The following is a 20,787-nucleotide window of genomic DNA, read 5'->3' as shown; positions in this document are numbered from 1 at the left end:
CCAGTCAGGCCCACTAACTGCACCACGCCAGGTGCAGATCCGGCCGTAACCGGGTCAGGGCAAGCTCCGCTCGCGAAAGGCCTTCCGCGCCGCCTCGATGCGGTCCCTGTGCTCCTCCGCCCAGATCCAGACGCCACAGAAAGCCGCGCCGAGGCTTCGACCCATGTCGGTGAGCTCATATTCCACCCTCGGAGGAATCACCGGGTGTATCGTGCGCAATACCAGCCCATCGCTCTCCATCTGCCGCAGGGTCTTGGTAAGCATCTTCTGGCTGATACCGCCGATCAGCTCGCCGACTTGCGTGAAGCGCAGCCTGCCGTGTTCATCGAGAACTTCAATGGCCAGCATCGTCCATTTATCGGCAACGCGCTCAATGATCTCCCGTACGAGCATCTCAAGTGCGGGGTCCAGGTTTTCAGGAATGGGGTGCCTGGCGGGTTCCGCCATGTCACTCTCCTTTGGGTAAGTATGGATATTTAAGGTGCCTACTTCCCTTCAGTTAGTAACGATCCTACTATTTTCTCCAGGAGAACGATATGCAAATCAGTGGCAACACCATTCTGATCACCGGCGGCGCTTCTGGCATTGGACGCGCTCTTGCTGAAGCCCTTCACCGTGAAGGCAACCAGGTCATCATCGCTGGTCGCCGAAAGAACGTTCTGGACGAAACGACGGCAGCGAACCCCGGCATGAAGTCGATTGTCCTCGATATCGAGAATGCCGAAGCTATCGCCAGTTTTGCCTCTGAGGTAACGCAGCAGTTTCCTGCACTGAACGTTGTGGTTCACAACGCCGGCATCATGCGAAACGAAGACCTGCTCGCGGAGAACGTCGAAGACGCGGAAGCCATGATCAACACCAACCTCTTGGGTCCGATCCGTCTCACCGCGGCTCTTGCCTCTCACTTAAAGGCGCAGCCACAGGCGGCGATTCTTACCGTTTCCTCCGGGCTGGCTTTCATCCCGCTGGCTATCACCCCAACCTACTGCGCGACCAAGGCCGCGATCCACTCCTGGACGCAGTCGCTGCGCTACCAGCTTCAGGACACAAAAATCCAGGTGATCGAGCTGGTTCCGCCCTACGTGCAGACCGAGTTGCAGGGCCCGCAGCAGGCAAAGGATCCCAACGCCATGCCGCTGGCAGACTTCATTTCGGAGACTGTGGGCATTCTGAAGACTCAGCCGGATGTGAAGGAAGTGCTGGTCCAGCGCGTATTGCCGCTTCGCTATTCCGGCGGCCAGAGCGAGGGGTATGACGGCTTCTTCGAGAAGCTCAACGGCATGTTCAAACACTGAAACGGGTGCCCCATCCATGACGGTTTTACCGTCATGGATGGGATCGTTTATCGCTTCGCCCCAGGCCGCGCGACCGCGTACATCTGCCCGGCGATCTCGTCGAAGAGCGCCCCGTGGTCATCGCCTTTCCAATAGAGATCGAAATGAGTACGGTCCGGAATGTACGTGAAATGCGGATCGGCATTCAGTCCGCGCAGCACTGCTTCAAATTTGTGCGCGGCCCCGTCAAGGTAGAACGTATCAGCCGTGCCGACATACAGGTGAATCTTGCCGCGAAGGTCTTTTCCGCGATTCGCCCAGTCTGTTTGCACGATGTGCGCGAGGTCCCAGTGGTCGCGCCAGTAATCGACCACTTTCGGATCGATGTCCCCTGTATCGCGATTGAACATGGGCAGCGGCCGCCCATCGCCGCCGCGCGGTGAAAAGACCCAGTCGAACGAACCGAACTGGCCGCCGTAATCGCCAAGCACCCGCTCCAGCTTCGCGAACTGCTCGATGGTCGCCTCAACCTTGCCGTGATCGCGAACAAGGGGATAAGCCGATCCGTCAGGCCTGTGGTAGAGATTTGCGTGCGGCGCATACAGATCGACGCCAGTGAAGTCGTGAAAATCGCTCGGGTCGGGAGAGGTCGACCACGTTCCTCCAAAGACCTTCGGGTAGTTCACCTGCAACTGCAGCGTGGCCCATCCACCCGAGGAGTGACCGGTCAGGAAGCGTCCGCTGGTCTTTGCGTCCATACGGTACTTCGATTCGAGGTATGGAATGAACTCCTTGGTCAGTGCTTCACCCCATGGACCGTCGTTTACCGAGTCCGCGAATTCATGCGTGCCTGTCGTCCACGCTTCGCTGAGCATGACCCAGATCATGGGCGGCATCAGCTTACGATCCATGCGCGAGTAGATGCTGGCCCCGTAACCGTGTGCCGCGGCGAGAGTGCCGGTGAAACCGTGCGTCCAATAGACCGTTGGATAATGCTCCTTGGGATGCTCGCTGTATCCCGGCGGCAACACGACCCATGCCTGCACCTGCACAGGCCGGCCGAAAAACCGGCTGAGTGACGGACTGGTGAAGTCTTCACGATGCGCAGAGCGGTCATAACCAGCTCCGTAGCTCGGTTTTTCCGGACGTCCCTGGGCTTCGGAAGTCAGCGTCAGCGAAGGCTCCTCACCATGCCCCGGGGTCCACTGGGCAAGCGGAGTTACCTTGCTGATGAGATCACCTGCGCCGCGCCCGGAGTAGTTATAGGTATGCTGTGTGTCGAGCAGGGCCTGCACCTCGTAATCACCCGGCTTCAGCGTCGAGAAGCCTCCCGGATAAGCAAGCTCGTCCACGTCGATGTCCACTGACGCGCCGGGAGACAGGCTGCTCACTTCCTTTGCCGCGACATAGACCGGCGTCGGAGCGAAGGGATCGGCATCGATCTCCTTGGCACCGCTACCGCTTTCGATAAAGACGAGCAGGCGTCCGGAGACCGGCTCTTTGAATTCTGGTCCCAGCGTGACGCGGAAGAAGGCGTGCTGCACCTGTGCGGAAAGGACCGTGGTCGTCGAGGCGAGAAAGAGAAAAGCGAGGCGGCGTAGGAACATTCTGCCGAAGTGTAACAAACACCGATGGCTGTGACTGGACGCGATAAAATGGGATTATGAGCGACGGACGCGAAGAGCGCGAGCAAAAGGAACGCGAACGCCAGCAGCGCGAGCGGGAAGACCGCAGCGACTGGCTCAACCGCGATTTCGAAGACCAGTGGCAGCCGGAACGGCGGGAGTCCTAGTCTGGTTCGTCCCACATCTCAGAAGCGAGATGTGGGGCAGCCATATTGATCCAGTGACGATCAACGGCTCGACTTCAGCATCTGCTCCGCATGGCGCAGGGATGTATCGGTCAAGGTCGCGCCGCTGAGCATGCGGGCCACCTCTTCGGTGCGTTCCTTCTCATTGATCAGTCGGACTGACGTACGCGTGCGGCCTTGCTTTTCGTTCTTCTCAATCAGGAAATGCTGATCGGCGAAGGCGGCAATCTGCGGCAGATGTGTCACGCAGAGCACCTGCTGCACCCGTGAGAGTGCCTTGAGCTTCTGTCCTACCGCTTCGGCGGCGCGTCCGCCGATTCCTATATCGATTTCGTCAAACACCAGCGTGCGAGGCACCTGCAGCTTCCTCTTGCCCTTTGCTGCTCCTTCCTCCACGCTCACCTTCAACGCCAGCATCACGCGCGACATTTCACCGCCGGATGCGATCTCGTCGAGGCGCTTCAGTGGTTCACCCGCATTCGTCGCGATGCGGTATTCGACGATGTCCCAGCCATGCGCCGACCAGTCCGCAGTCGATTCCTTCGCGTTGATAGCGATCGAGAACCGCACCTTCATGGCGAGATCGTTGATCTGCCCTTCGGCCAGCTTTTCAAGCTTGCGAGCCGCAGTGATGCGGTCTTCGTGCAGGGTCTTGGCAGCTTTCCGATAGATGTTCGCGGCCAGATCCAATTCGCTGCGCAGCTTCTTCACCACTTCGTCACGGTTTTCGACTTCCGAAAGCTTCTGCGCAATCTCCTCGCCGTAAGCGATTACGTCTTCGAGGGTTGTTCCGTATTTACGCTTGAGACGATCAAGGGCGGCGAGGCGATCTTCAATCTCCGCCAGCCGGTCAGGAGAGGCCTGGATACCTTCGGCGTAATCCCGTACCGTCGCGCCCACGTCTTCCACGCTGGCTAGCGCGGCGTTCAGCTGCTGGGCTGCTTCCTGAAACTTGTCGTCGAATCGCGCCAGCTCCTCTACCTGCTTTAAAGCGTTGCGCACGGTGGATTCAGCCGAGCCGCTACCGTCATAAAGCAGGTCGTAGGCGCTCATTGCGGCAGAGTAGAGTTTTTCCGCATTCATGAGCACGCGGCGCTCCGTTTCGAGCGCCGTGTCTTCGCCTGCCTGCGGCTGCGCGCCTACAATCTCCTTGTTCTGAAAGAGCCACAGGTCAAGCAGACGAAGCTTGTCCTGTTCGTCGTTCTCCAGATCCTTCAGCCTTGCTTCGATCTCGCGCCAGCGAGCATAGGCCGTTCCGACAGCCTCGATCGAGAGATCGCCGAAACGGTCGAGCAGGCTGCGCTGCTGTGCCTGGTCGAAAGAGCCAAGTGTCTCACTCTGCGCATGGACGAGCGCCAGCTCCGGTGCAAGCTGACGCAGCACCGTCACCGTGGCCGGTTGATTGTTCACATAAACGCGGCCCTTGCCGTTTTCCTGGATCTCGCGACGCAGGATGATCTCAGCGCCTTCCGGATCGATACCATTCGTTTCGAGTGTCGCCTCGGCCGCCGCCGTGCTTTCAAACACGCAGGAGACAACAGCCTTATCGGCACCATGACGAACCATGTCGGACGAGGCCTTGCTGCCCATCAGCAGCGCCAGGGCGTCGACAAGAATCGACTTGCCCGCGCCGGTTTCGCCGGTCAGTAGGTTCAGTCCCGGCCCAAAAACGGCAATCGCATGGTCGATGACGGCGTAATTTTCGGCGCGAAGTTCGAGCAGCATAGATTCTTCGCGCAGCATAGCAGGACAGGGGATTTCATGCGAGTCCTGCACCTTGCAGGAGGAGCAATCAGCAAAACCCGGTCTGCGTGGCCCCAATAATATGTTCGTTCATTTTCTTTCTGTGTTCATACGGGCAGCGCTGCAGCGCCTGAAAGTTCCCGAGACGCCACTTCGGAAGCAAGGCGAATTACTCCGGCAAACACGCATCTCAGAAACTGGCCGCACGATACTTCCTGTGGACTTCGAGGGAGGGCTTTACGATGCTCGTGAACAACAACCTGCGCTGGACGTTCCACTACAAACGTTTGCTATGCCGAATAGGGCTGTGCGCTCTTATGCCGCTGGCCATCGCACACGGTATGGATCAGGCAAATGGGACACAGGTCGTAGCCCAGGCCGGATCGTACACGATGACCGCTCAGAACCTGAGCGACATTCTTGCGCTGAATTCGCTGGTGCTGCAGACCCCGCTGAGCTCAGCGGAAGAGCAGGAAGTGCGCCAGATTCTTCTCGAACAGTTTCAGAAGAACCCATCGGCACTCTCGGCTGGATCGGACAAGATGCGGCGGCTCGCGGAAGTCGCCCGGCATGGCTCGCTCTATGAGCGATCTGAACTGGGCTCCTATCTCTGGTGCACGTGGTCGAACAGCGCCTCCGGCAATCCTTTGACTGCGCGCTGGGTCTCGATCATCAAGGCGCACAATCCGGCCATTGTCTCCGACGGTCAATATGTCGTGACCCAACTTCAATTGAATGCGCTATTCGCATCGAACGACTGGGTTGCCGGGGTAGCCGGTCAACCCCTGAGCACTCCGGAGAGCCGTGCAAGATTTATCCAGCAAGTCCAGGCACAGTTCGCTTCCATGCCGCTGCAGGCCAAGGAGAACCTGGCGCACGCCGATCAACGATGGGCTGCCTTCGAAGGATTCATCCTCAACGATTCAGGCCTGCACGAAAAAGCTGTAAGTCTTGTACACCAGAACGTGCACGGACCAGCCGATGTGGCGAAGGAAGCAAGGACGCTCGAAAATTCCGGCGTCCAGTTTCTTGCCATGACCAATGACATGTCGAAGCGCACCCAGATGCTCATTGGCGGACTCTCAGGCCGCGCACAGGCGAACAATCTGAGCGTCTTCAATCACACCATGGCTCCTCACTGAAGCTGGCCTGCTGAAGAAATCTGAAGGAGCGCAGAAGAGCCCTGGCTTCCCCCACTTCCAGTTTACAAGGTGAGCCGGGGCTTGCCGCAATAGCCGGGGCTTGCCGCATGATCGTCTCCGTTACAAAACGGAGGAGCAGCCAAATGTCGGCAACCGATAGCAGATTTCGTCAACAGTTTTTCCATGGCACACGCGCAGATCTCCAGCATGGCGATCTGATCGCGGCAGGTTACGCGTCCAACTACGGCGAAGGAAAAATTCTGTCCTGGGTTTATTGCACGGGCACACTGGACGCCGCAATCTGGGGGGCGGAACTGGCAGCCGGGAGCGGCCAGGAAAGAATCTACGTCGTGGAGCCCACGGGACCGGTCGTGGATGATCCCAACCTGACGGATAAGAAGTTCCCCGGTAACCCCACGCTCTCGTATCGCTCGCGCGATCCTTTGCGCGTTGTTGGAGAGGTCACGAAATGGCAGGGCCACCCGCCGGAACAACTGGAGAAGATGAAAGCGAACGTCAATCGCTCAAGGGCTGAAGGTGCCGAAATCATCGATTAAGGCACCCTCGCTTTAACTGTGTTCGGTCGATCAGGACCGGTGGGCGAATGCAGCGGATGGGCCGGCGGTTGCGTCGGCCTCGTCTCCAAGGTCCATGGCGGCAATCAGGTCGTCGCTGATGGTGAATACGTGCAGAACCTCGCCTTCCGCAAGAACATCTCCCTGCAGGCTCTTGACCAGCTGGTGCACGCGGACGTGGGCCCTGCCTCCATCTTCCTCGGCGATCGCCAGCGGCTCGACATGAGGATCGAACTCGGCCCACTGCCGGGTCCAGTAGGCGCGGATCTCTTCTTTTCCGATCACCTTTCCGCCCTCCGAAGCCTTGGGCCAGCTCACGTCCTCGGTCATCAGCGCTAACGCGCCGTCGATATCCCGCCTGTTAAATGCGGAGTATGCCTGTTCGATCAGGGTCTTCGTGTCAGCCAACTCACTCCTCCTGTGACGCTTGCATGTACTCAGTTCATTATCCTGCCAGTCCGCGTCACCGGCCGGGAGGCAATTGTAAAAGTCTTCCCGCCTTCGCCCCCCGGCAAACAATTCGAAGAGTTCAAGGGGTTCGTCGCGCAGTATGCTGGAGTGAAGTCGCTTGCGATGCCGCATTGCGAACCCAGGCGTATGGCCGGAATCCGGACAGTAAGCGCAGGCGAGTAGCACTTCCGGGCCAGCAGATGTGACATTTAAGGTCACAAATCGTCTATTTTGAAGAATTTCCATCCGGGTTGGAATCCGCTGTGCATCTACTCAATCAACCCCGGGCAACTTTATTCCCTGCTTTCTCCTCTGGTAACTTGGAAGTTAAGTCGCGATGACACACTTTTTGTTCACAGTAGCCTTTTTTCTTTTTCAGACCGATGCCGACGGTGCTGCTCCGCCGGTTACGAAGCCGGGTAGCGCCATCCTCGACATGCTGCAGAACAGCGGCCCGGTCGCCATCGGGGTTCTTGCCATCCTGCTGATTGCCAGCCTTTGGTCGTGGGCCATCATCCTCGGCAAGTGGGGCGGATTCCGCAAGGCCGACACGCAGAGCCGCCGCTTCCTGCGCGCCTTCCGCAAGGCCAGCCGCCTGCAGGAGATTGCCACGGTCAGCGAGCAGTTCAAGCCCAGCCCGCTTGTCCACGTCTTCGACGAGGTCTATGAGACCTACCGCCGCCAGACCGGCGGTTACGGCGCTCCGCGAAACATCACCGCGCTCGAACGTGCCGCGCAGACCGCTGCCAGCGAAGCGCTGAGCACAATGGAAAGCCGCCTGACCTGGCTGGCTACCATTGCCGCTACCGCTCCGTTTGTGGGTCTCTTCGGTACGATCATGGGCATCGTCGACGCTTTCCACGGTCTCGGCACCGCTGGCGCGGCTACGCTGCGCGCGGTTGCTCCGGGTGTTTCCGAAGCCCTGATCACCACCGCCGCCGGCATGCTTGTCGCTGTTCCCGCCGTGGTCGCCTACAACCAGTTTGCCGCGCGCTGCCGCGACCAGGGCGGCCGCATGGATGACTTTGCCCGCGAGCTGCTGAACAGCATGGAAGAAGTGTCGCTCAAGCCGGGTCAGGATCCCGTGGAGGCTGGACGTGGCCTTCAGCAATAGGACCGGCGGAACGCAGACCGCCCTCGCCGAGATCAACATCACGCCCCTGGTGGACGTGGTGCTGGTTCTGCTCGTCATTTTCATGCTGACAGCGCCGGTGTTGCAGTCGGGCATCGAAGTCGCAGTTCCGAAGACCAAAACGGTCAAGGAGATCACCGAGCAGAGGCAGGTCCTGACGATCAACAAGGACCAGGAAGTCTTCCTGCAGGACAAGGCCGTCAACGTTGCCGATCTGCCGTCGCTCTTACAGCAGCAGCCCGGAGCGGAGCCGACCAAGAAGGTGATCTATATCGAGGCAGACGAGCGTGTGCCTTTCGGCGCCTTCGCCTCGGTCATGGATGCGGTCAAGCAGGCCGGTATTACCAATATCAGCATCGTCACCCAGCCCATTCAGAAGAAGTAGCGCATGGCAACCGATTACACGCGGCACCAGGAATCATTCGGCGCGCCCATGGCGGGCTCGGTGGTGCTGCACCTCTGCATCGTGGGCGCAATCGCGCTTTCGGCCTACCTGGCCAATCGGATCCATGGCAACGAGTGGGGAAACCAGCAATCTCCGGGAGCCATCCAGGCGACGCTCGTCAGCTCCGCTCCAACGATTCCGCTGCCGCAGACCGCCCCGCCGACCCCGAATGTGCTCGCGACCGAGCAGCCATCGCAGGCTCCTCCACCGCCTGCTCCAGCCGCACCTGCACAGCCGGAGCCCGATGCGATCCCGATCCCGCTGAAGCAGACTCCGCCGCCGAAGCAGGAGAAGAAAAAGGACGAAAAGCCGCCACCGAAGCCCGAGAAGAAGCCGGAGGTGCAGCAACCGACTCCGAAACACTCTCAGCCGACGCCCGACCAGCATAAGGCGCGGTTCGGCGAAGCCGCGCCGACGCAGATGGCGCATTCGATGACGCCGACACAGACCCAGCAGAACCAGCCGGTGAATGTTACCGGTGGCGGACAGGGCTTCAATTATCCGTATTACGTGGGGATTATCCAGCGGAAGGTCCGTGAGGGCTGGTATACGCAGGAAGTCGACCCGCGTACCCAGATCGGCTCCCGCGCCAGCGTGGTTTTTACCATTGCCCGGGACGGCTCGCCGAGCAACGTCCGCATCTCACAGTCGAGCGGCTCGCCTACTCTTGACAGCTCCGCGGTCCGCGCTGTGCAGCGTGTTGAAAGTTTTGGTCCTTTGCCTCCCGGCTACTCTGGATCCAGCGTTTCCGTGGAGTACACTTTTAGCTACGATCAGCAGTCGCATTGAGTGAAATCCTTGATTCCCAACCGCTTCTGTCCTACGTCAAAGAAAATATGCGAGCCCGGAATCAAGTAAACGATCGAATCCAGAGGCATGATGAACGGTAAGCCCGCGAAGCAACTGACCCCCCTGAAGACCCTTTTCTTTTCTCTCATCGCTTTTTCGCTCCCGGCGTCGCTTCACGCGCAGGACTGGGTGCGTACCGGCACGAACCTCGGCGTCGAAAAGATTCGCCTTGCAGCCGCAAACTTCAAGCCGGGAACACCGGATGTACAGACGGGCGCGCTCAAGACAGTCTTCGACACGACCCTCTTCAATGACCTGAAGAACGCCGGCGTCTTCGACATGGTTTCGAAGAGCATGGCTCCTCCGGCGATGCCGGGCGGCCCGTCGGAGATGAATCTTGGCGCATGGTCGGCTGCTCCGGCAAACGCCGCGATGGTCGCCTTCGGAACACTCGCTGTGAACAGTGGCCGAGTGAACGTGACCGGATACGTCTTCGATACCAAGAATCCGCAGTCTCCGCAGATCCTCGGCAAGAACTACGGCGACACCGCCAACGAGGAGAACACCCGGCAGATCGCCCACCATTTCGCGGATGAGATCATCCTGCGTCTCGGTGGCGGTGTGAATGGTATCTGCGAGACGAAGCTTTATTTCGTGTCGAACCGCGGCGGCAACAAGGAAATCTGGGGCATGGACTACGACGGCAACGGCCAGCACCAGATCACGCACCTCGGAACCATCTCGATTTCGCCCCGCGTTGCGCCGGATAACTCGCGCATCGCCTTCTCTTCGCTCGGTAAGAACGGCTGGGAGATCCGGATGTACTCGCTGGTGCTGAACCGCATGGTCAGCTTCCAGTCGCCGGGCGGCACGACGCTCTCACCCGCATGGAACAGCGATGGCAGCAAAATCGCCTTCTCCTCCAGCCGGACAGGCGACAACGAAATCTACGTTGCCGACAGCAACGGCGCTGGCGCAAACCGCGTCACCGCTTTCCGCGGACCGGATGTTTCGCCAACCTGGAACCCGAAATCGAATGCCCAGATCGCCTGGGTCAGCGGACGCACCAATCTGCCCCAGATCTACATCATGGACGCGGATGGCGCGAATGTGCAGAGATTGACTGACGGGGGGTATGCAACTTCTCCGTCGTGGGGACCGAATGGGCAGTTCCTGGTCTTCAGCTGGAACCGCAAGTACGGCCCGGGCGCCCCAGGCGGCCAGGATATCTACCTGATGGACATTGCCAGCAAGCGCTGGATCCAGCTCACGCACGATGCGGGAACCAATGACTTTCCCTCGTGGGCTCCGGATGGACGGCACATCGTCTTTCAGCGCGCGGACGGCCACGGGACGCAGATCTGGTCCATGCTGGCGGATGGAACCGAACAGCAACAGTTAACGCATGACGGATGGAATGCCATGCCGAACTGGAGCTGGAAGTAGCAGATAAGGTTTAGGATGGATGGCGAAGGAATTTTTCCTTCGCTTTGCCTTGGCTGAACGATCAATGGCCCGTCAGCGGCCAAATAACAAATCTCCCAGGAGGAGAAACGTGCAATCCGTGTCCCGCAGAACGTCTCACTACCGCTCGCTTACCCTGACCGCAGGCTTCGCTGCCATGCTGGTCCTTGCCGGCTGCCACAAGAAGGCTGCCGCACCGCCGCCACCGCCGCCCGCAGCGCCGTCTGCCGAGGCACCCACGGCCACCATCACTGCTGCTCCGACCTCGATTAACGCCGGCGACAGCGTGGTGCTCTCGTGGAGAACGACGGGCGCAAGCGATGTTGAGATTGAAGGCATGGGCCCCGTGGCCAGCGCCGGAACCCGGAATGTGAAGCCGACTGAGTCGACCAACTATCACCTGATCGCCAAGGGCGATGGCGGCACCGCCGATGCGACTGCCCGCGTGACGGTGAACGCCGCCGCTGCCAGCAACATGTCAGAAGGCGACGTGGACGACAACATGTTCCACCAGAACGTGAAGGACATCTTCTACGACTACGACAGCTACGATGTGAATTCGGCCGCTCAGCCGACCATCGCGCAGGATGCCAGCTTCCTGAACCAGCATCCGAACCTGAAAGTTGTAATCGGCGGCTATTGCGACGAGCGCGGCTCGACCGAATACAACCTGGCACTCGGCGAGAACCGCGCCAATGCCGCCAAGCAGGCTCTGGTAACCGCGGGCGTTGGTCCTGACCGCCTGCGCACCGTCAGCTACGGCAAGGAGAAGCAGTTCTGCACCGACCATAGCGAGAGCTGCTGGCAGCAGAACCGCCGCGCACAGTTCTCAGTTGACCGGTAACGACGTCTAATACGAAAAGAGAGAGCAGCGCGGCCACAAGCTGCGCTGCTTTTTCACTAGGCTCCGCAGGAGACCGCACCATGAGAAAGACTTTCGCTTCCCTTTTCGCCACTGCCGCCCTGCTACCCTTGCTCGCGGTACCGCAGGCGCATGCCGCTTCGAAGGAAATCATCCAGCTGCAGGATGCCGTCTCGCAGCTTCAGACGCAGCTGCAGCAGCTGCAGAGCTCGAGCGACTCACGCCTGGGCGTCCTGCAGCACCTTGTGGAGCAGACTGCCGACAACGTAAACCGCATGTCGCAGAGCATGAACGCGCTCCAGCAGCAGATCGCCGCACAGAACGAGTCCGGCAGCAAAATGGACCAGCTCTCCGGGCAGGTTCAGGGCGTGCATGACTCGATCGACGAGCTGAAGTCACGGATGGCAGCGGTGAACAAGCAGCTCCAGGACATGCAATCGCAGCTGCAGAACGTGAACGCCCAGCCCGCCGGACAGCCTGGCCAGCAGCCGGGGATGAATGGACAGCCGGCCCAGCCGGGAATGAACGGAGCGCCACAGGGTGCAATGATGCAGCAGCCCCAGCAGCCACAGGCTCCGCCGGTCGATCAGCTTTACCAGTCGGCGGTGCGCGACTACACCAGCGCCCGCTATGACCTGGCAGCCGGTGAATTCGGCGACGTGGTCAAGTATTATCCGCAGGACGATATGGCAGGTAACGCGCAGTTCTACCTGGGCGAGATCGCCTACCGCAAGGGTGATTACCCCACGGCCATCAAGAACTATGACGCCGTCCTCGAGCAGTTTCCCGGCAGCCCCAAGGCCCCGGCGTCACAGCTCCGCAAGGGGCAGGCTGAACTCGACTCGAACCAGCGCGACGCGGGAATCCGCGACCTGCGCAGCCTGATCCAGCGTTACCCCGCGACTCCGGAAGCGGCGCAGGGACGCAGCAAGTTGAATGGCATGGGCGTGCGGATTACGGCCGCCGCCAAGCCCTCGGCCTATCATCAGTAGGCAGGAAAACGAGGCGTTATGTCTAAGCCCTCAGGACATATCCCGGAACACCCCGACAGCGATTCGCACAAAGGCGCGGTAGAGAGTCAGACTCCTACCGACCACCCCAAGGGCGAGCATGGCAGCGACGCTCTTGCGAGCCAGCTGCCGCATCGCGACGGCAGCGAATTCGAGGGCGAGGATTCCGATTTTCCCGAGCCCGGCTCGAATCCCGAGCATAGCGGCCAGCACCGGTAAACCAATCTCATCGCGGCGCTTGTGTTAAGGTGGCCCCGAGTCCTCTCGATGAAAATACAACTGACTGCCTTCCTGCTCGTTGCCTCTGCCCTGCCCTCCGTTGCCATCGCACAGCTCCCCTCCCCCGCCGCACAATCTGCTGCTGCACCTACGACCGATGAAGGCATTGCCGAGCTAAAGGCGGGCCATCCCCAGCAGGCACTGGACATCTTCAGCAAGGTGCTGCAGGCGAATCCGAACGACGCCGCTACCAACCTCTACGCTGCCTCGGCTGCGCTGGCGGTCTACAACCCCAGCCTCGCGGTAACCTATGCCGAGAAGGCGCGATCGATCGATCCGAATAACTGGAAGATCCACACCACGCTTGTAGCTGCTTACGCCGCAGCCGGACGCAAAACGGAGCGCGACCAGGAGCGCGATATCCTGCGCAAACTCCACAGCGATCCGAAGGCCCCCGATGCGATGCAGACGAATGGTTTTCTGCTCGAGATGTTTCCGGTGAAGCAGTACCGCGTGGAAGCCGTTGAGTATTTTAAGCCGGTCGGAAAGCTGCACGTGTACTACCGCTTCGTGGTCCGCAACAGCGAGGGCAAGCACGTGTGGCAGATCGATGTGGAGAGCAACGACTTCGATCAGAAGTCCTGGGCGGGCGCGCATCCTGACGAAGCGGCTGCCGGTAAGCGCCAGTTCCAGTTGGTCGGGGCAGACGCCGATGTCCACACCGACTACCGGATGTTCTCGGGCGATCCCGACTATGACAGGATCCGCGCCATGATCGTGCAGATCATCTCGGCGCAGTCCACGCCCTTTCCTGGCGAAAAGTAGGCAGCTACTTCACGGTCACATCGCCATCGAGATCGACCATCAGGCGATCCTGCTGCACGAACATCGAATGGATGATGAAGCGATCGAGCGTCACGTCATAGCCGATCGATTCTGTCGACTTCGACAAAAGCTGCCGCAGCTGATCCGCTGCATTGACTTTCAGGCTGGTAGGCACGCGTCCGCTCAGGAACGGCATGAGGATGCGATCCAGCTCCCGCGAACCGCTCAGCTTGTCGATGCGCGCATCGCGGAAGCCGATCGTCTCGCCTTCGGCCTCAGGCGCAAGCGAGACATCCACGTCGCGATCGAGCGTGATTCCGAAGCAGTCGCCGTGGATGCTGGTGCCCAGCTTCGCATGAACGTGGACATGCACTTCGATCCGGTCGCCGGCGAAATCGACGTGCGGAGAATCGGCCACAACCGAACACGCGGAATGGTCATTGCCGCGGATGTAGTAGCGTCCGTCCTTGTTAAAGAGCTGGGCGTTGAGGGTGCGCTCGAGAGCCTGTGAGGAGATTTTCATCTCAACGGCATGGCAGGCGGGGGCAGCAATAAAAAGAAGCAGGACCAGGAATCGAATTCGCGGCATCACTCTTAAATCAGAATAGAGAATCCGGCTGTTTCATGCACGCGCGGAGCCGCCGCGCAGCGACAGGCGAGCGCCAATGCTGTAGCCGATCATGGCGGCGGCAGGCCAGGTGCCGAGAAAACGTCCCTGCCCGTCGATCATGCCGCTGTCTTCAGAGAAGCTGAAGAACGTCAGCCAGAGCTTCTGTCCGGCGGTGCAATGCAGGCAGGCTCCGGGTGACGTAGGCATATCGAGAATCCAAAGGCCGATGATCATCAGCCAAAGAACGCCTGCGATCCAGGTGTAGCGTGCGTAACGGCCGCCTCTTACCTGCGCAATCAACGTACCGGCAATCAGGGGCACCACGAACGAAGCCGCAAGCGTAATGGCCACCGGGATATACGGCGGATGAAAGAGCGTAATTACCGCCATCATGACAGCCCAGCTGGCGACGGCGAAAATAGCATGCAGGAAGAACCATCCGGCCTGTGCTGGTATGTTTGCGCCGCCGATTTCGGCCCGCTGCGCCGCAGTGGAGGAGGCCACGTTCATCGCTTTAAGGGTAGCGCCCAAACGGCCAGGAGAGAAGCGCAATCTGCTTCTCCCCCTCGCCGTTCGAGCACGGAATGCAGTCTACTGAACGGTAAGCGTAAACGGCACTGAATGGCTGAGGCTGGAGTTCGAGGAATCGCTCACCTGCACAGTGACAGTTTGCTGCCCGGTCGGTGTACCAGGATTCGTTGGCGTGGAACCTCCGGTGTTCGAGGACGAACTGCTGCCGCCGCCGCATGCCGAGAGAGCAAAGAGCGCCGTCGCAAGGCACAAGCAGAAGAACGATGCGCGGGCAGACTTCCAGCGCCTGCTCGTTCTTCCGAAAGGTAGCAGGGCGAGGCAGAAGATGCCTGCCCAAGCGGCCTTCGCCAGATTGTTGATCGGGTCAACCAGAGCAGCCGTCGAAGGCGCAGTGGTTGTGATCGTCAGCACCGAAGTAGCAGCGCCGCTTGCTGTTGAAACAGTTGCCGGCGCAAACGAGCAGGTAACGCCGGACGGAAGCGTTCCGCAGGTAAGGGTAACCGAGCCGGCATAAGTGCTGTCAGGGGTGACGGTGAGGGTCGTAGTCGCCGACTGCCCTCGGGTTACCGTGGCAGTGGTTGGATTTGCAGTCACCTGGAAATCGGGAGCTACAGGCGCAGTCACCGCTAAGGTTACCGTATTCGACGTGCTCGGGCTGTTGTTTGTGTCTCCGCTGTAAGTGGCGGTGATTGCGTAGCTGGCCGCTGAACTAAACGATACAGGCAAGGTTGCTACGCCGTCTGTGAGCGATGCGGTTCCCAGTGATGTGCTGCCGGAGTTGAAGGTTACCTGCCCGCCTGGCTGGTAGCCGGAGACATTAGCTGTCAGCGTGATTTGCGTACCAGTTGTCACCGACGTTGACGAAGCGCTTAAAGAGATAGCCGATGGCAGTGTCACCGGGCTGGTAGGCGCCGCGTTATGCGCGTTGAGCAGCGGGGTAATAATGTAGGGGCCAGGCACCGACAGGAAATCAAGAGTGGTGTCGGAAGTAAGTGGAGGAGCAGTGCTGTTCAGCCGTGTCAGCAGGCCCTGGGTCGTTACACCTGAATTGCTGTTGCTCGTGATTCCAGCGTAGTAAGTCTGCGGATCGAGGACGAAACCGCCTTTGCCATCGCCCTGCAAAACAGACAGCCAGCTGATGTTCGAGGAAGTAGATTCGGTTAACTGGGCAACCACGTCGGCGTTCCCATCGCCGGTTACATCGCCAATCGAGGCGGCATAAATTGAAAAGCCCTCAGGGATCGTAATGCTGTAAAGACTGCTCGTCTGGAAAGTACCATCACCCTTGCCGGCAAGAATGGCGCCGGTGCTGGTAACCATGTCAGCGAATCCATCGCCATTGACATCACCAAGCGTTGCCGGGGTCTGGTTCGAGGCCAGGCCTAGCGGAGTGGCCTTGAAGGTGCCGTCACCGTTGCCCACGAAACTGGCATTCTCGAAAACAAAGTCCAACTTGCCGTCGTTGTTGATATCTGCCACGAGAAGATTTGCTTCCCCAAAATCCGGCGCCTGGTCCAGCAGAATGGGAGTCGCAAAGGTTCCGTCTCCTTTACCTGCCAAGAAGAAGATACCGCTGGACTGCTGCGCGTTCGGTGTACCCAGAGCAACAATGATAAGGTCGGCGATGTGATCGCCGTTAAAGTCGCCGGAGGCGGCAACGGAGATCTGCGTCAGCGGAAGGGTCGTCGTCACTGGAGTTGCCGGTAGCGTTCCGATGCCGCTTCCCTGGTAGAACAGTGTTTGCGGTAACTGCTGTGCCCCGTGACTTAGAGAGCTGGGGCTGACTCCGCTGATGTAACCAAGTACGTCCTGCTTACCGTCGCCGTTGAAGTCGCCAATCAGTAGGCCGTTTGCCTGCGTCGTGACCGGGCTGAACGTTGTGAAGCCGCCGTTGCCCCGGCTCAAAGAAGCCGCAAGCTCACCGGTACTGCTGATGCTTACCAGGTCGGGTAGGCCATCGCCATTCAGGTCGCCAAGCGCATATGTCGAAGGGAAGCCTAGCGAATACGCAGACACCGTACCAAAGTGATCGATTGCGTCTGCCGGCAGCGCCTGTAAACCACTGTCCTTCACCGGGGCGCTAAGAAGGTAGCCTCCAGAAAAATACTGCAGCGCTGTAGAGTTATCCGAATTAACCTGCTCGATCGCGGTTCCATTGATGGTAGAAAGAGAATAACCCGGTCCCTGGACGAAGTTACCGCTTGCATCTCCGAAGAAGAGGGTAGTGAAGTCGCCGACCAGTGCAAGCTCCGCATTATATCCCGTTGCGTTGGGATGTTTGAGCGCTAGCAACTGGCTGTAAGTTAATTCAGTCGGGACACTAAATGAACTGCTCGTCGTAAACTGGCCGCTTGTTGAGCCAGAGGCGATGATTAGCTTTGCCGCTGCGTTCGTTGTTGGCGTGGCGACATAGGCAATGTCCGTAACCCCGTCGCCGTTCCAGTCGCCGGTTGTGAAGGTGTAAATCGATCCACTGCCGACAGAAACGGGCGCCTGCAGCGTGCCGTCTCCATTCCCGAAGTAAATATCAATGGGATTTTGCGCGGCGCCTCCGCCGGGCGCGCCGATCAGCACATCCTGCTTACCATCGCCATTGAAGTCCCCTGAAAGGATGGTGCTTCCGCCACCCGAGATCGATGTCGCGGATCCGAAGTTACCCGGTGATGCCACACCTTTATTCAAGAGGATGCTGAGTTGCGCAGGCTGGGGCGGACCACTAGTGCTGCTGTCCACGCCAATAATATCGGGATAGCCATCGCCATTCAGATCGACCGCCAACAGTGCAGATAGACCGGGAGCCGCAGTGGTAGAAGGTGCCTGAAAAGTTCCGTCCCCATTTCCAAGCATGACGACAAGAAAGCCGTTGCAGGAAAGGATCGCGTCCTGTTTGTTGTCTCCGTTTACATCCGCCGCGATGGGGGTTCCCGCGAAGCAAGCTAAAGGTGCTGACACCACAGGCTGCGAGACATAACCCGAGCCATTATTAATCAGCACCGCTACTGACGGGTAGGTTGGCGCTCCTTCGGGACCATTGCCCTGCAGATAGACAAGGTCTGGCAGGCCATCACCGTTCATGTCCGCCTCAACAAAGCTGGAGATGAGCGGCACTTGCTCCACTGAAGTAATCGGGAAGCTGGTTGGACCACTTTTGGCAGAAAGAGAATTTACAAAAGGAAAAGACGCAGCAAATACGATAGCCAGTCTTACTGAACAAGAGAAGAACCAGGAGCGAGCAGACATAGAACAGGCAACCTTCAAAAGAGAACCAGAGTGTTAAATCCCGGCAAGGTTAGCACAAGATATTGCGCTTGTCCCCGAAGAATATGTAAAAAAAGCGCCCATAGCTGGGCGCTTTTTAACTCGATGGTGTGACTTACTTCATTCCGAGGCCCTGCATGTACTCGGCGTCTATTTTGAGTGATTCCCATGCGGGAACGTCGAAGGCTTCCTGCTCTACGAAAACATGCTTGATGTGGCCGGAGAGCGCTGCCTGGTGGAAGATCGGTTTGTAGTCGATCGTTCCCTGCCCCAGTTCCGACGGAACAGGACGGGCACCGGGAGTCTCGGGCTTCTTGAAGTCCTTCACATGCAGCATGACGATGCGCGAGGCGTACTTCTTCAGCAGCGCTACCGGGTCTCCTCCGCCGACAACCACCCAGCCGCAGTCCATCTCGAAGTGAACCTTAGCGGGATCAGTCATATGCATGAGCTCATCGTAGGGGCTGCGTCCGCCGACTTCCTTAAATTCGGTGTAGTGATTGTGATAACCGAACTTCAACCCCGCGGCGTGGACTTTTTCTCCGAACTTGTTCAGCTGCTCGGCGTTCCACTGCCAGTCTTCGAGTGTCATGGTGTGTTCGCCCTGCTTCTGCCCGGATGACGGCTTTGGAATCGGCGATGAGCAGATGATGTACTCCACGGTTCCGAGCTGCTTGCTGAACTGGATGGCATCGTCCACGCCTTGCTGCAGCACTCCCATCGAGTAGTGCGCGCTCACCAGCTTCAGGCCAGCGGCATCGAGCGCCGACTTCACATCGGAGGCGGAGTGGTTGTAGTAACCGGCCGATTCGCATTCTTTGTATCCGCGCTCGCCCACCTTCTTGAGTGTTCCGGCGTAGTCGTTCGGCAGCATGTCGCGCACGGAGTAAAGCTGGATGCCAAGCGGCAGATGCAGTGTCTGTGCCCAGGAGCGTAATGAGGTGGAAGCGAGCAGCGCGGCGGCAGATCCGGTCTTGAGAAAATCCCTGCGAGTCTGGTTCAGCATGTGTTCCTTTCGGTTCGGTTAAACATTTCCCTGCCGCATCTGTTCGGCGAGGTGTTCTGAGGCGCGCATGGAAAGCGCGAGGATGGTCATCGTGGGATTCTGCCACGCAGCGCTGACGAAGCAGCTGGCGTCGACGACGAACAGGTTCTTCAGATCGTGGCTCTGATTCCACTTGTTCAGCACGCTGGTCTTTGCATCGTCGCCCATGCGGGCCGTGCCGAGTTCGTGGATGCTGTAGCCGGGCGGGTTCGGAATGGGATTCTGCGAGAGAACCTCGAAACCCGCGTCGTGAGCCATCTCCGACGCCGTATCGACTGCGTCTTTGGCCATGTTGTATTCGTTGTCGGTGTACTTCGTGTCGATATGAAGAGCGGGAATGCCCCACGCATCAACAGTGTTTGGGTCGATGCTGACCTTGTTCTCGTAGCGCGACAGGACCTCGCCCATCAGCCCCACGCCGAAGCCGCTGCCGTGGTAGCTGTCAAGCTTCTGCTGCAGCTCCGCACCGTACGCAGCAAAGTTACGGGGATCCATCGGACCGGTGCTGCTCCAGCAGTTGAGCGCATAGCCGCGAAGGAAGTTCTTCTCCCTCGTCTTGATGTTACGGAAGCGCGGAATGAGCGCGCTGCCGCCCATCAGTCCAGGCTTTGCCTTGCCGTCTCGCGCCTCGGGCACCGAGCAAACGATGCCCGCGCCATAGATCTGGTCGGAGAGATAATGTCCCAGCACTCCGCTGGAATTTGCGATCTTTGAGTTGAGCAGCAGGCGGGTGCTTTCGAGCGTTCCGGCTGCAAGCACGATCACGCGGGCTTTCACGGACATTTCGCGGCCCGAGAGACGATCGACGAAGAAGACCTCGTTCGCCAGGCCGGTGTTCTTGTCTGCGCGGATCTCACGAACGACGACATTCGGGATCGCATCGAGCTTGCCAGTGGCGAAGGCATCGGGCAGCAGCAGATTCACAGAGCTGGCAAGGCCGTCCACGCCTTCAGAGCTGCGCTGCTTGGTTACTGGCACGCCAATCTTCTTGCCTGCGTCAACCCAGCGCTGCATACAGCCGGACCACGGTGCGTCGTCCACGATGAAGTTTCCGTCGGGATACTGTGGTAGTCCTTCAGGACGCCCCTTCACACGAAAGATAGCTTCGACGCGCGAGTAATAGGGAGCGATATCGGCATGCGAGATCGGCCAGTCGTCGCCGTAGCCGTCGTGCGACTTGCCTTTTAACTCATAGTCGCTCATGCGGAAGGACTGGCGCGACCAGAAGAGCGAGCGGCCTCCGAAGAGACGAACCCGCACCCAGTTGTAGGGCTTGCCTGTGTCGTATGTGTATGGAACTTCCTTCTCATCGACCCAGGTGTTCACGTTGAACTCATTCGCCTGGAAGACGTGCGGCAGCTTTTCCGGATCCTTGAAGCCCCGGAAAGGCAGCTCGTAGGCAGCACGGGGCTCCGTATCTTTATGTACGTCCGCGATCGGCCCGGCATTCAGCATCAGGCAGCGGATTCCCTTTTCCGTGAGAATCTTCGCGGCCATGCCTCCGGAGTGCCCGGAGCCGATAATCAATACATCTACTTTTTCTTCAGCCATGGTGAACAGATATCCAGTGATCGGTTGGTGATGTTACCGGCCTCGCGGCAAA

Annotated in this window: 21 protein-coding genes; 12 read left to right on the top strand and 9 right to left on the bottom strand. The window is 59.2% G+C overall.

Annotated features, from left to right (window positions below):
* Nucleotides 1–54: 54 nt before the first annotated feature.
* Nucleotides 55–447 (bottom strand): winged helix-turn-helix transcriptional regulator, encoded by a 393-nt coding sequence (locus LJD29_RS14880; protein ID WP_446742335.1) that lies wholly within the window; start codon nucleotides 445–447, stop codon nucleotides 55–57.
* A gap of 89 nt (nucleotides 448–536) precedes the next feature.
* Between LJD29_RS14880 and LJD29_RS14875 the strand changes: the two genes are divergently transcribed.
* The gene (locus tag LJD29_RS14875; RefSeq protein ID WP_446742334.1) at nucleotides 537–1,295 is read left to right on the top strand and encodes an SDR family oxidoreductase; all 759 of its coding nucleotides are present in this window, start codon (nucleotides 537–539) and stop codon (nucleotides 1,293–1,295) included.
* Between the two features lie 47 nt (nucleotides 1,296–1,342).
* Here the strand turns inward: LJD29_RS14875 and LJD29_RS14870 are convergent, their stop codons facing one another.
* On the bottom strand, nucleotides 1,343–2,881 hold the full coding sequence (locus tag LJD29_RS14870; protein ID WP_446742333.1) for an alpha/beta hydrolase: 1,539 nt from the start codon (nucleotides 2,879–2,881) through the stop codon (nucleotides 1,343–1,345).
* A gap of 56 nt (nucleotides 2,882–2,937) precedes the next feature.
* Between LJD29_RS14870 and LJD29_RS14865 the strand changes: the two genes are divergently transcribed.
* Nucleotides 2,938–3,066 (top strand): hypothetical protein, encoded by a 129-nt coding sequence (locus LJD29_RS14865; RefSeq protein ID WP_446742332.1) that lies wholly within the window; start codon nucleotides 2,938–2,940, stop codon nucleotides 3,064–3,066.
* Nucleotides 3,067–3,126: 60 nt separating this feature from the next.
* Here the strand turns inward: LJD29_RS14865 and recN are convergent, their stop codons facing one another.
* Entirely contained in the window at nucleotides 3,127–4,809 is a 1,683-nt protein-coding gene (gene recN, locus LJD29_RS14860) for a DNA repair protein RecN (RefSeq protein ID WP_446742331.1), read from the bottom strand.
* Between the two features lie 260 nt (nucleotides 4,810–5,069).
* Here recN and LJD29_RS14855 point away from each other — a divergent pair, with 260 nt between their 5' ends.
* Both LJD29_RS14855 and arr read left to right on the top strand, forming a co-directional pair.
* Nucleotides 5,070–5,969: a hypothetical protein gene (locus LJD29_RS14855; protein ID WP_446742330.1), complete on the top strand. Its 900-nt coding sequence runs from the start codon at nucleotides 5,070–5,072 to the stop codon at nucleotides 5,967–5,969.
* Between the two features lie 143 nt (nucleotides 5,970–6,112).
* Nucleotides 6,113–6,526, top strand: coding sequence for an NAD(+)--rifampin ADP-ribosyltransferase (gene arr / locus LJD29_RS14850; RefSeq protein WP_446742329.1), 414 nt, complete (start codon nucleotides 6,113–6,115; stop codon nucleotides 6,524–6,526).
* 30 nt (nucleotides 6,527–6,556) lie between these two features.
* Here arr and LJD29_RS14845 read toward each other — a convergent pair whose 3' ends face one another.
* Complete coding sequence (locus LJD29_RS14845) at nucleotides 6,557–6,952, bottom strand: nuclear transport factor 2 family protein (RefSeq protein WP_446742328.1); 396 nt, start codon at nucleotides 6,950–6,952, stop codon at nucleotides 6,557–6,559.
* Nucleotides 6,953–7,331: 379 nt separating this feature from the next.
* Here LJD29_RS14845 and LJD29_RS14840 point away from each other — a divergent pair, with 379 nt between their 5' ends.
* The 8 genes from LJD29_RS14840 (at nucleotide 7,332) to LJD29_RS14805 (ending at nucleotide 13,740) form a co-directional block, all read left to right on the top strand.
* Entirely contained in the window at nucleotides 7,332–8,108 is a 777-nt protein-coding gene (locus tag LJD29_RS14840) for a MotA/TolQ/ExbB proton channel family protein (protein ID WP_446742327.1), read from the top strand.
* Nucleotides 8,092–8,511 carry an ExbD/TolR family protein gene (locus tag LJD29_RS14835; RefSeq protein WP_446742326.1) on the top strand — a complete coding sequence of 140 codons (420 nt, stop codon included), beginning with the start codon at nucleotides 8,092–8,094 and terminating at the stop codon, nucleotides 8,509–8,511. The genes LJD29_RS14840 and LJD29_RS14835 overlap by 17 nt, the downstream gene beginning before the upstream one ends.
* A 3-nt stretch (nucleotides 8,512–8,514) precedes the next feature.
* On the top strand, nucleotides 8,515–9,360 hold the full coding sequence (locus LJD29_RS14830) for an energy transducer TonB (RefSeq protein WP_446742325.1): 846 nt from the start codon (nucleotides 8,515–8,517) through the stop codon (nucleotides 9,358–9,360).
* Nucleotides 9,361–9,447: 87 nt separating this feature from the next.
* Entirely contained in the window at nucleotides 9,448–10,806 is a 1,359-nt protein-coding gene (tolB, locus tag LJD29_RS14825; protein WP_446742324.1) for a Tol-Pal system beta propeller repeat protein TolB, read from the top strand.
* Between the two features lie 118 nt (nucleotides 10,807–10,924).
* Nucleotides 10,925–11,668, top strand: coding sequence for a peptidoglycan-associated lipoprotein Pal (pal, locus tag LJD29_RS14820; RefSeq protein ID WP_446742323.1), 744 nt, complete (start codon nucleotides 10,925–10,927; stop codon nucleotides 11,666–11,668).
* 80 nt (nucleotides 11,669–11,748) lie between these two features.
* The gene (locus LJD29_RS14815; protein ID WP_446742322.1) at nucleotides 11,749–12,678 is read left to right on the top strand and encodes a tetratricopeptide repeat protein; all 930 of its coding nucleotides are present in this window, start codon (nucleotides 11,749–11,751) and stop codon (nucleotides 12,676–12,678) included.
* 18 nt (nucleotides 12,679–12,696) lie between these two features.
* On the top strand, nucleotides 12,697–12,915 hold the full coding sequence (locus LJD29_RS14810) for a hypothetical protein (protein ID WP_446742321.1): 219 nt from the start codon (nucleotides 12,697–12,699) through the stop codon (nucleotides 12,913–12,915).
* A 48-nt stretch (nucleotides 12,916–12,963) separates the two neighbouring features.
* Nucleotides 12,964–13,740 (top strand): hypothetical protein, encoded by a 777-nt coding sequence (locus tag LJD29_RS14805; RefSeq protein ID WP_446742320.1) that lies wholly within the window; start codon nucleotides 12,964–12,966, stop codon nucleotides 13,738–13,740.
* 4 nt (nucleotides 13,741–13,744) lie between these two features.
* Here the strand turns inward: LJD29_RS14805 and LJD29_RS14800 are convergent, their stop codons facing one another.
* The 5 genes from LJD29_RS14800 to LJD29_RS14780 form a co-directional block, all read right to left on the bottom strand.
* Nucleotides 13,745–14,263, bottom strand: a complete 519-nt coding sequence (locus LJD29_RS14800) for a hypothetical protein (protein ID WP_446742319.1) — start codon at nucleotides 14,261–14,263, stop codon at nucleotides 13,745–13,747.
* A gap of 99 nt (nucleotides 14,264–14,362) precedes the next feature.
* Complete coding sequence (locus tag LJD29_RS14795; protein WP_446742318.1) at nucleotides 14,363–14,902, bottom strand: hypothetical protein; 540 nt, start codon at nucleotides 14,900–14,902, stop codon at nucleotides 14,363–14,365.
* Between the two features lie 39 nt (nucleotides 14,903–14,941).
* Complete coding sequence (locus LJD29_RS14790) at nucleotides 14,942–17,989, bottom strand: FG-GAP-like repeat-containing protein (protein ID WP_446742317.1); 3,048 nt, start codon at nucleotides 17,987–17,989, stop codon at nucleotides 14,942–14,944.
* 265 nt (nucleotides 17,990–18,254) lie between these two features.
* Complete coding sequence (locus LJD29_RS14785; RefSeq protein WP_446742316.1) at nucleotides 18,255–19,145, bottom strand: sugar phosphate isomerase/epimerase family protein; 891 nt, start codon at nucleotides 19,143–19,145, stop codon at nucleotides 18,255–18,257.
* An 18-nt stretch (nucleotides 19,146–19,163) separates the two neighbouring features.
* Entirely contained in the window at nucleotides 19,164–20,735 is a 1,572-nt protein-coding gene (locus LJD29_RS14780) for a GMC oxidoreductase (protein WP_446742315.1), read from the bottom strand.
* Nucleotides 20,736–20,787 lie beyond the last annotated feature (52 nt).

The sequence above is a fragment of the Silvibacterium acidisoli genome, from assembly GCA_022870745.1.
GTDB lineage: Bacteria > Acidobacteriota > Terriglobia > Terriglobales > Acidobacteriaceae > Silvibacterium.
Note: the sequence above shows the minus strand (reverse complement) of the source record. Positions and strands in the feature narration are given on the sequence as shown.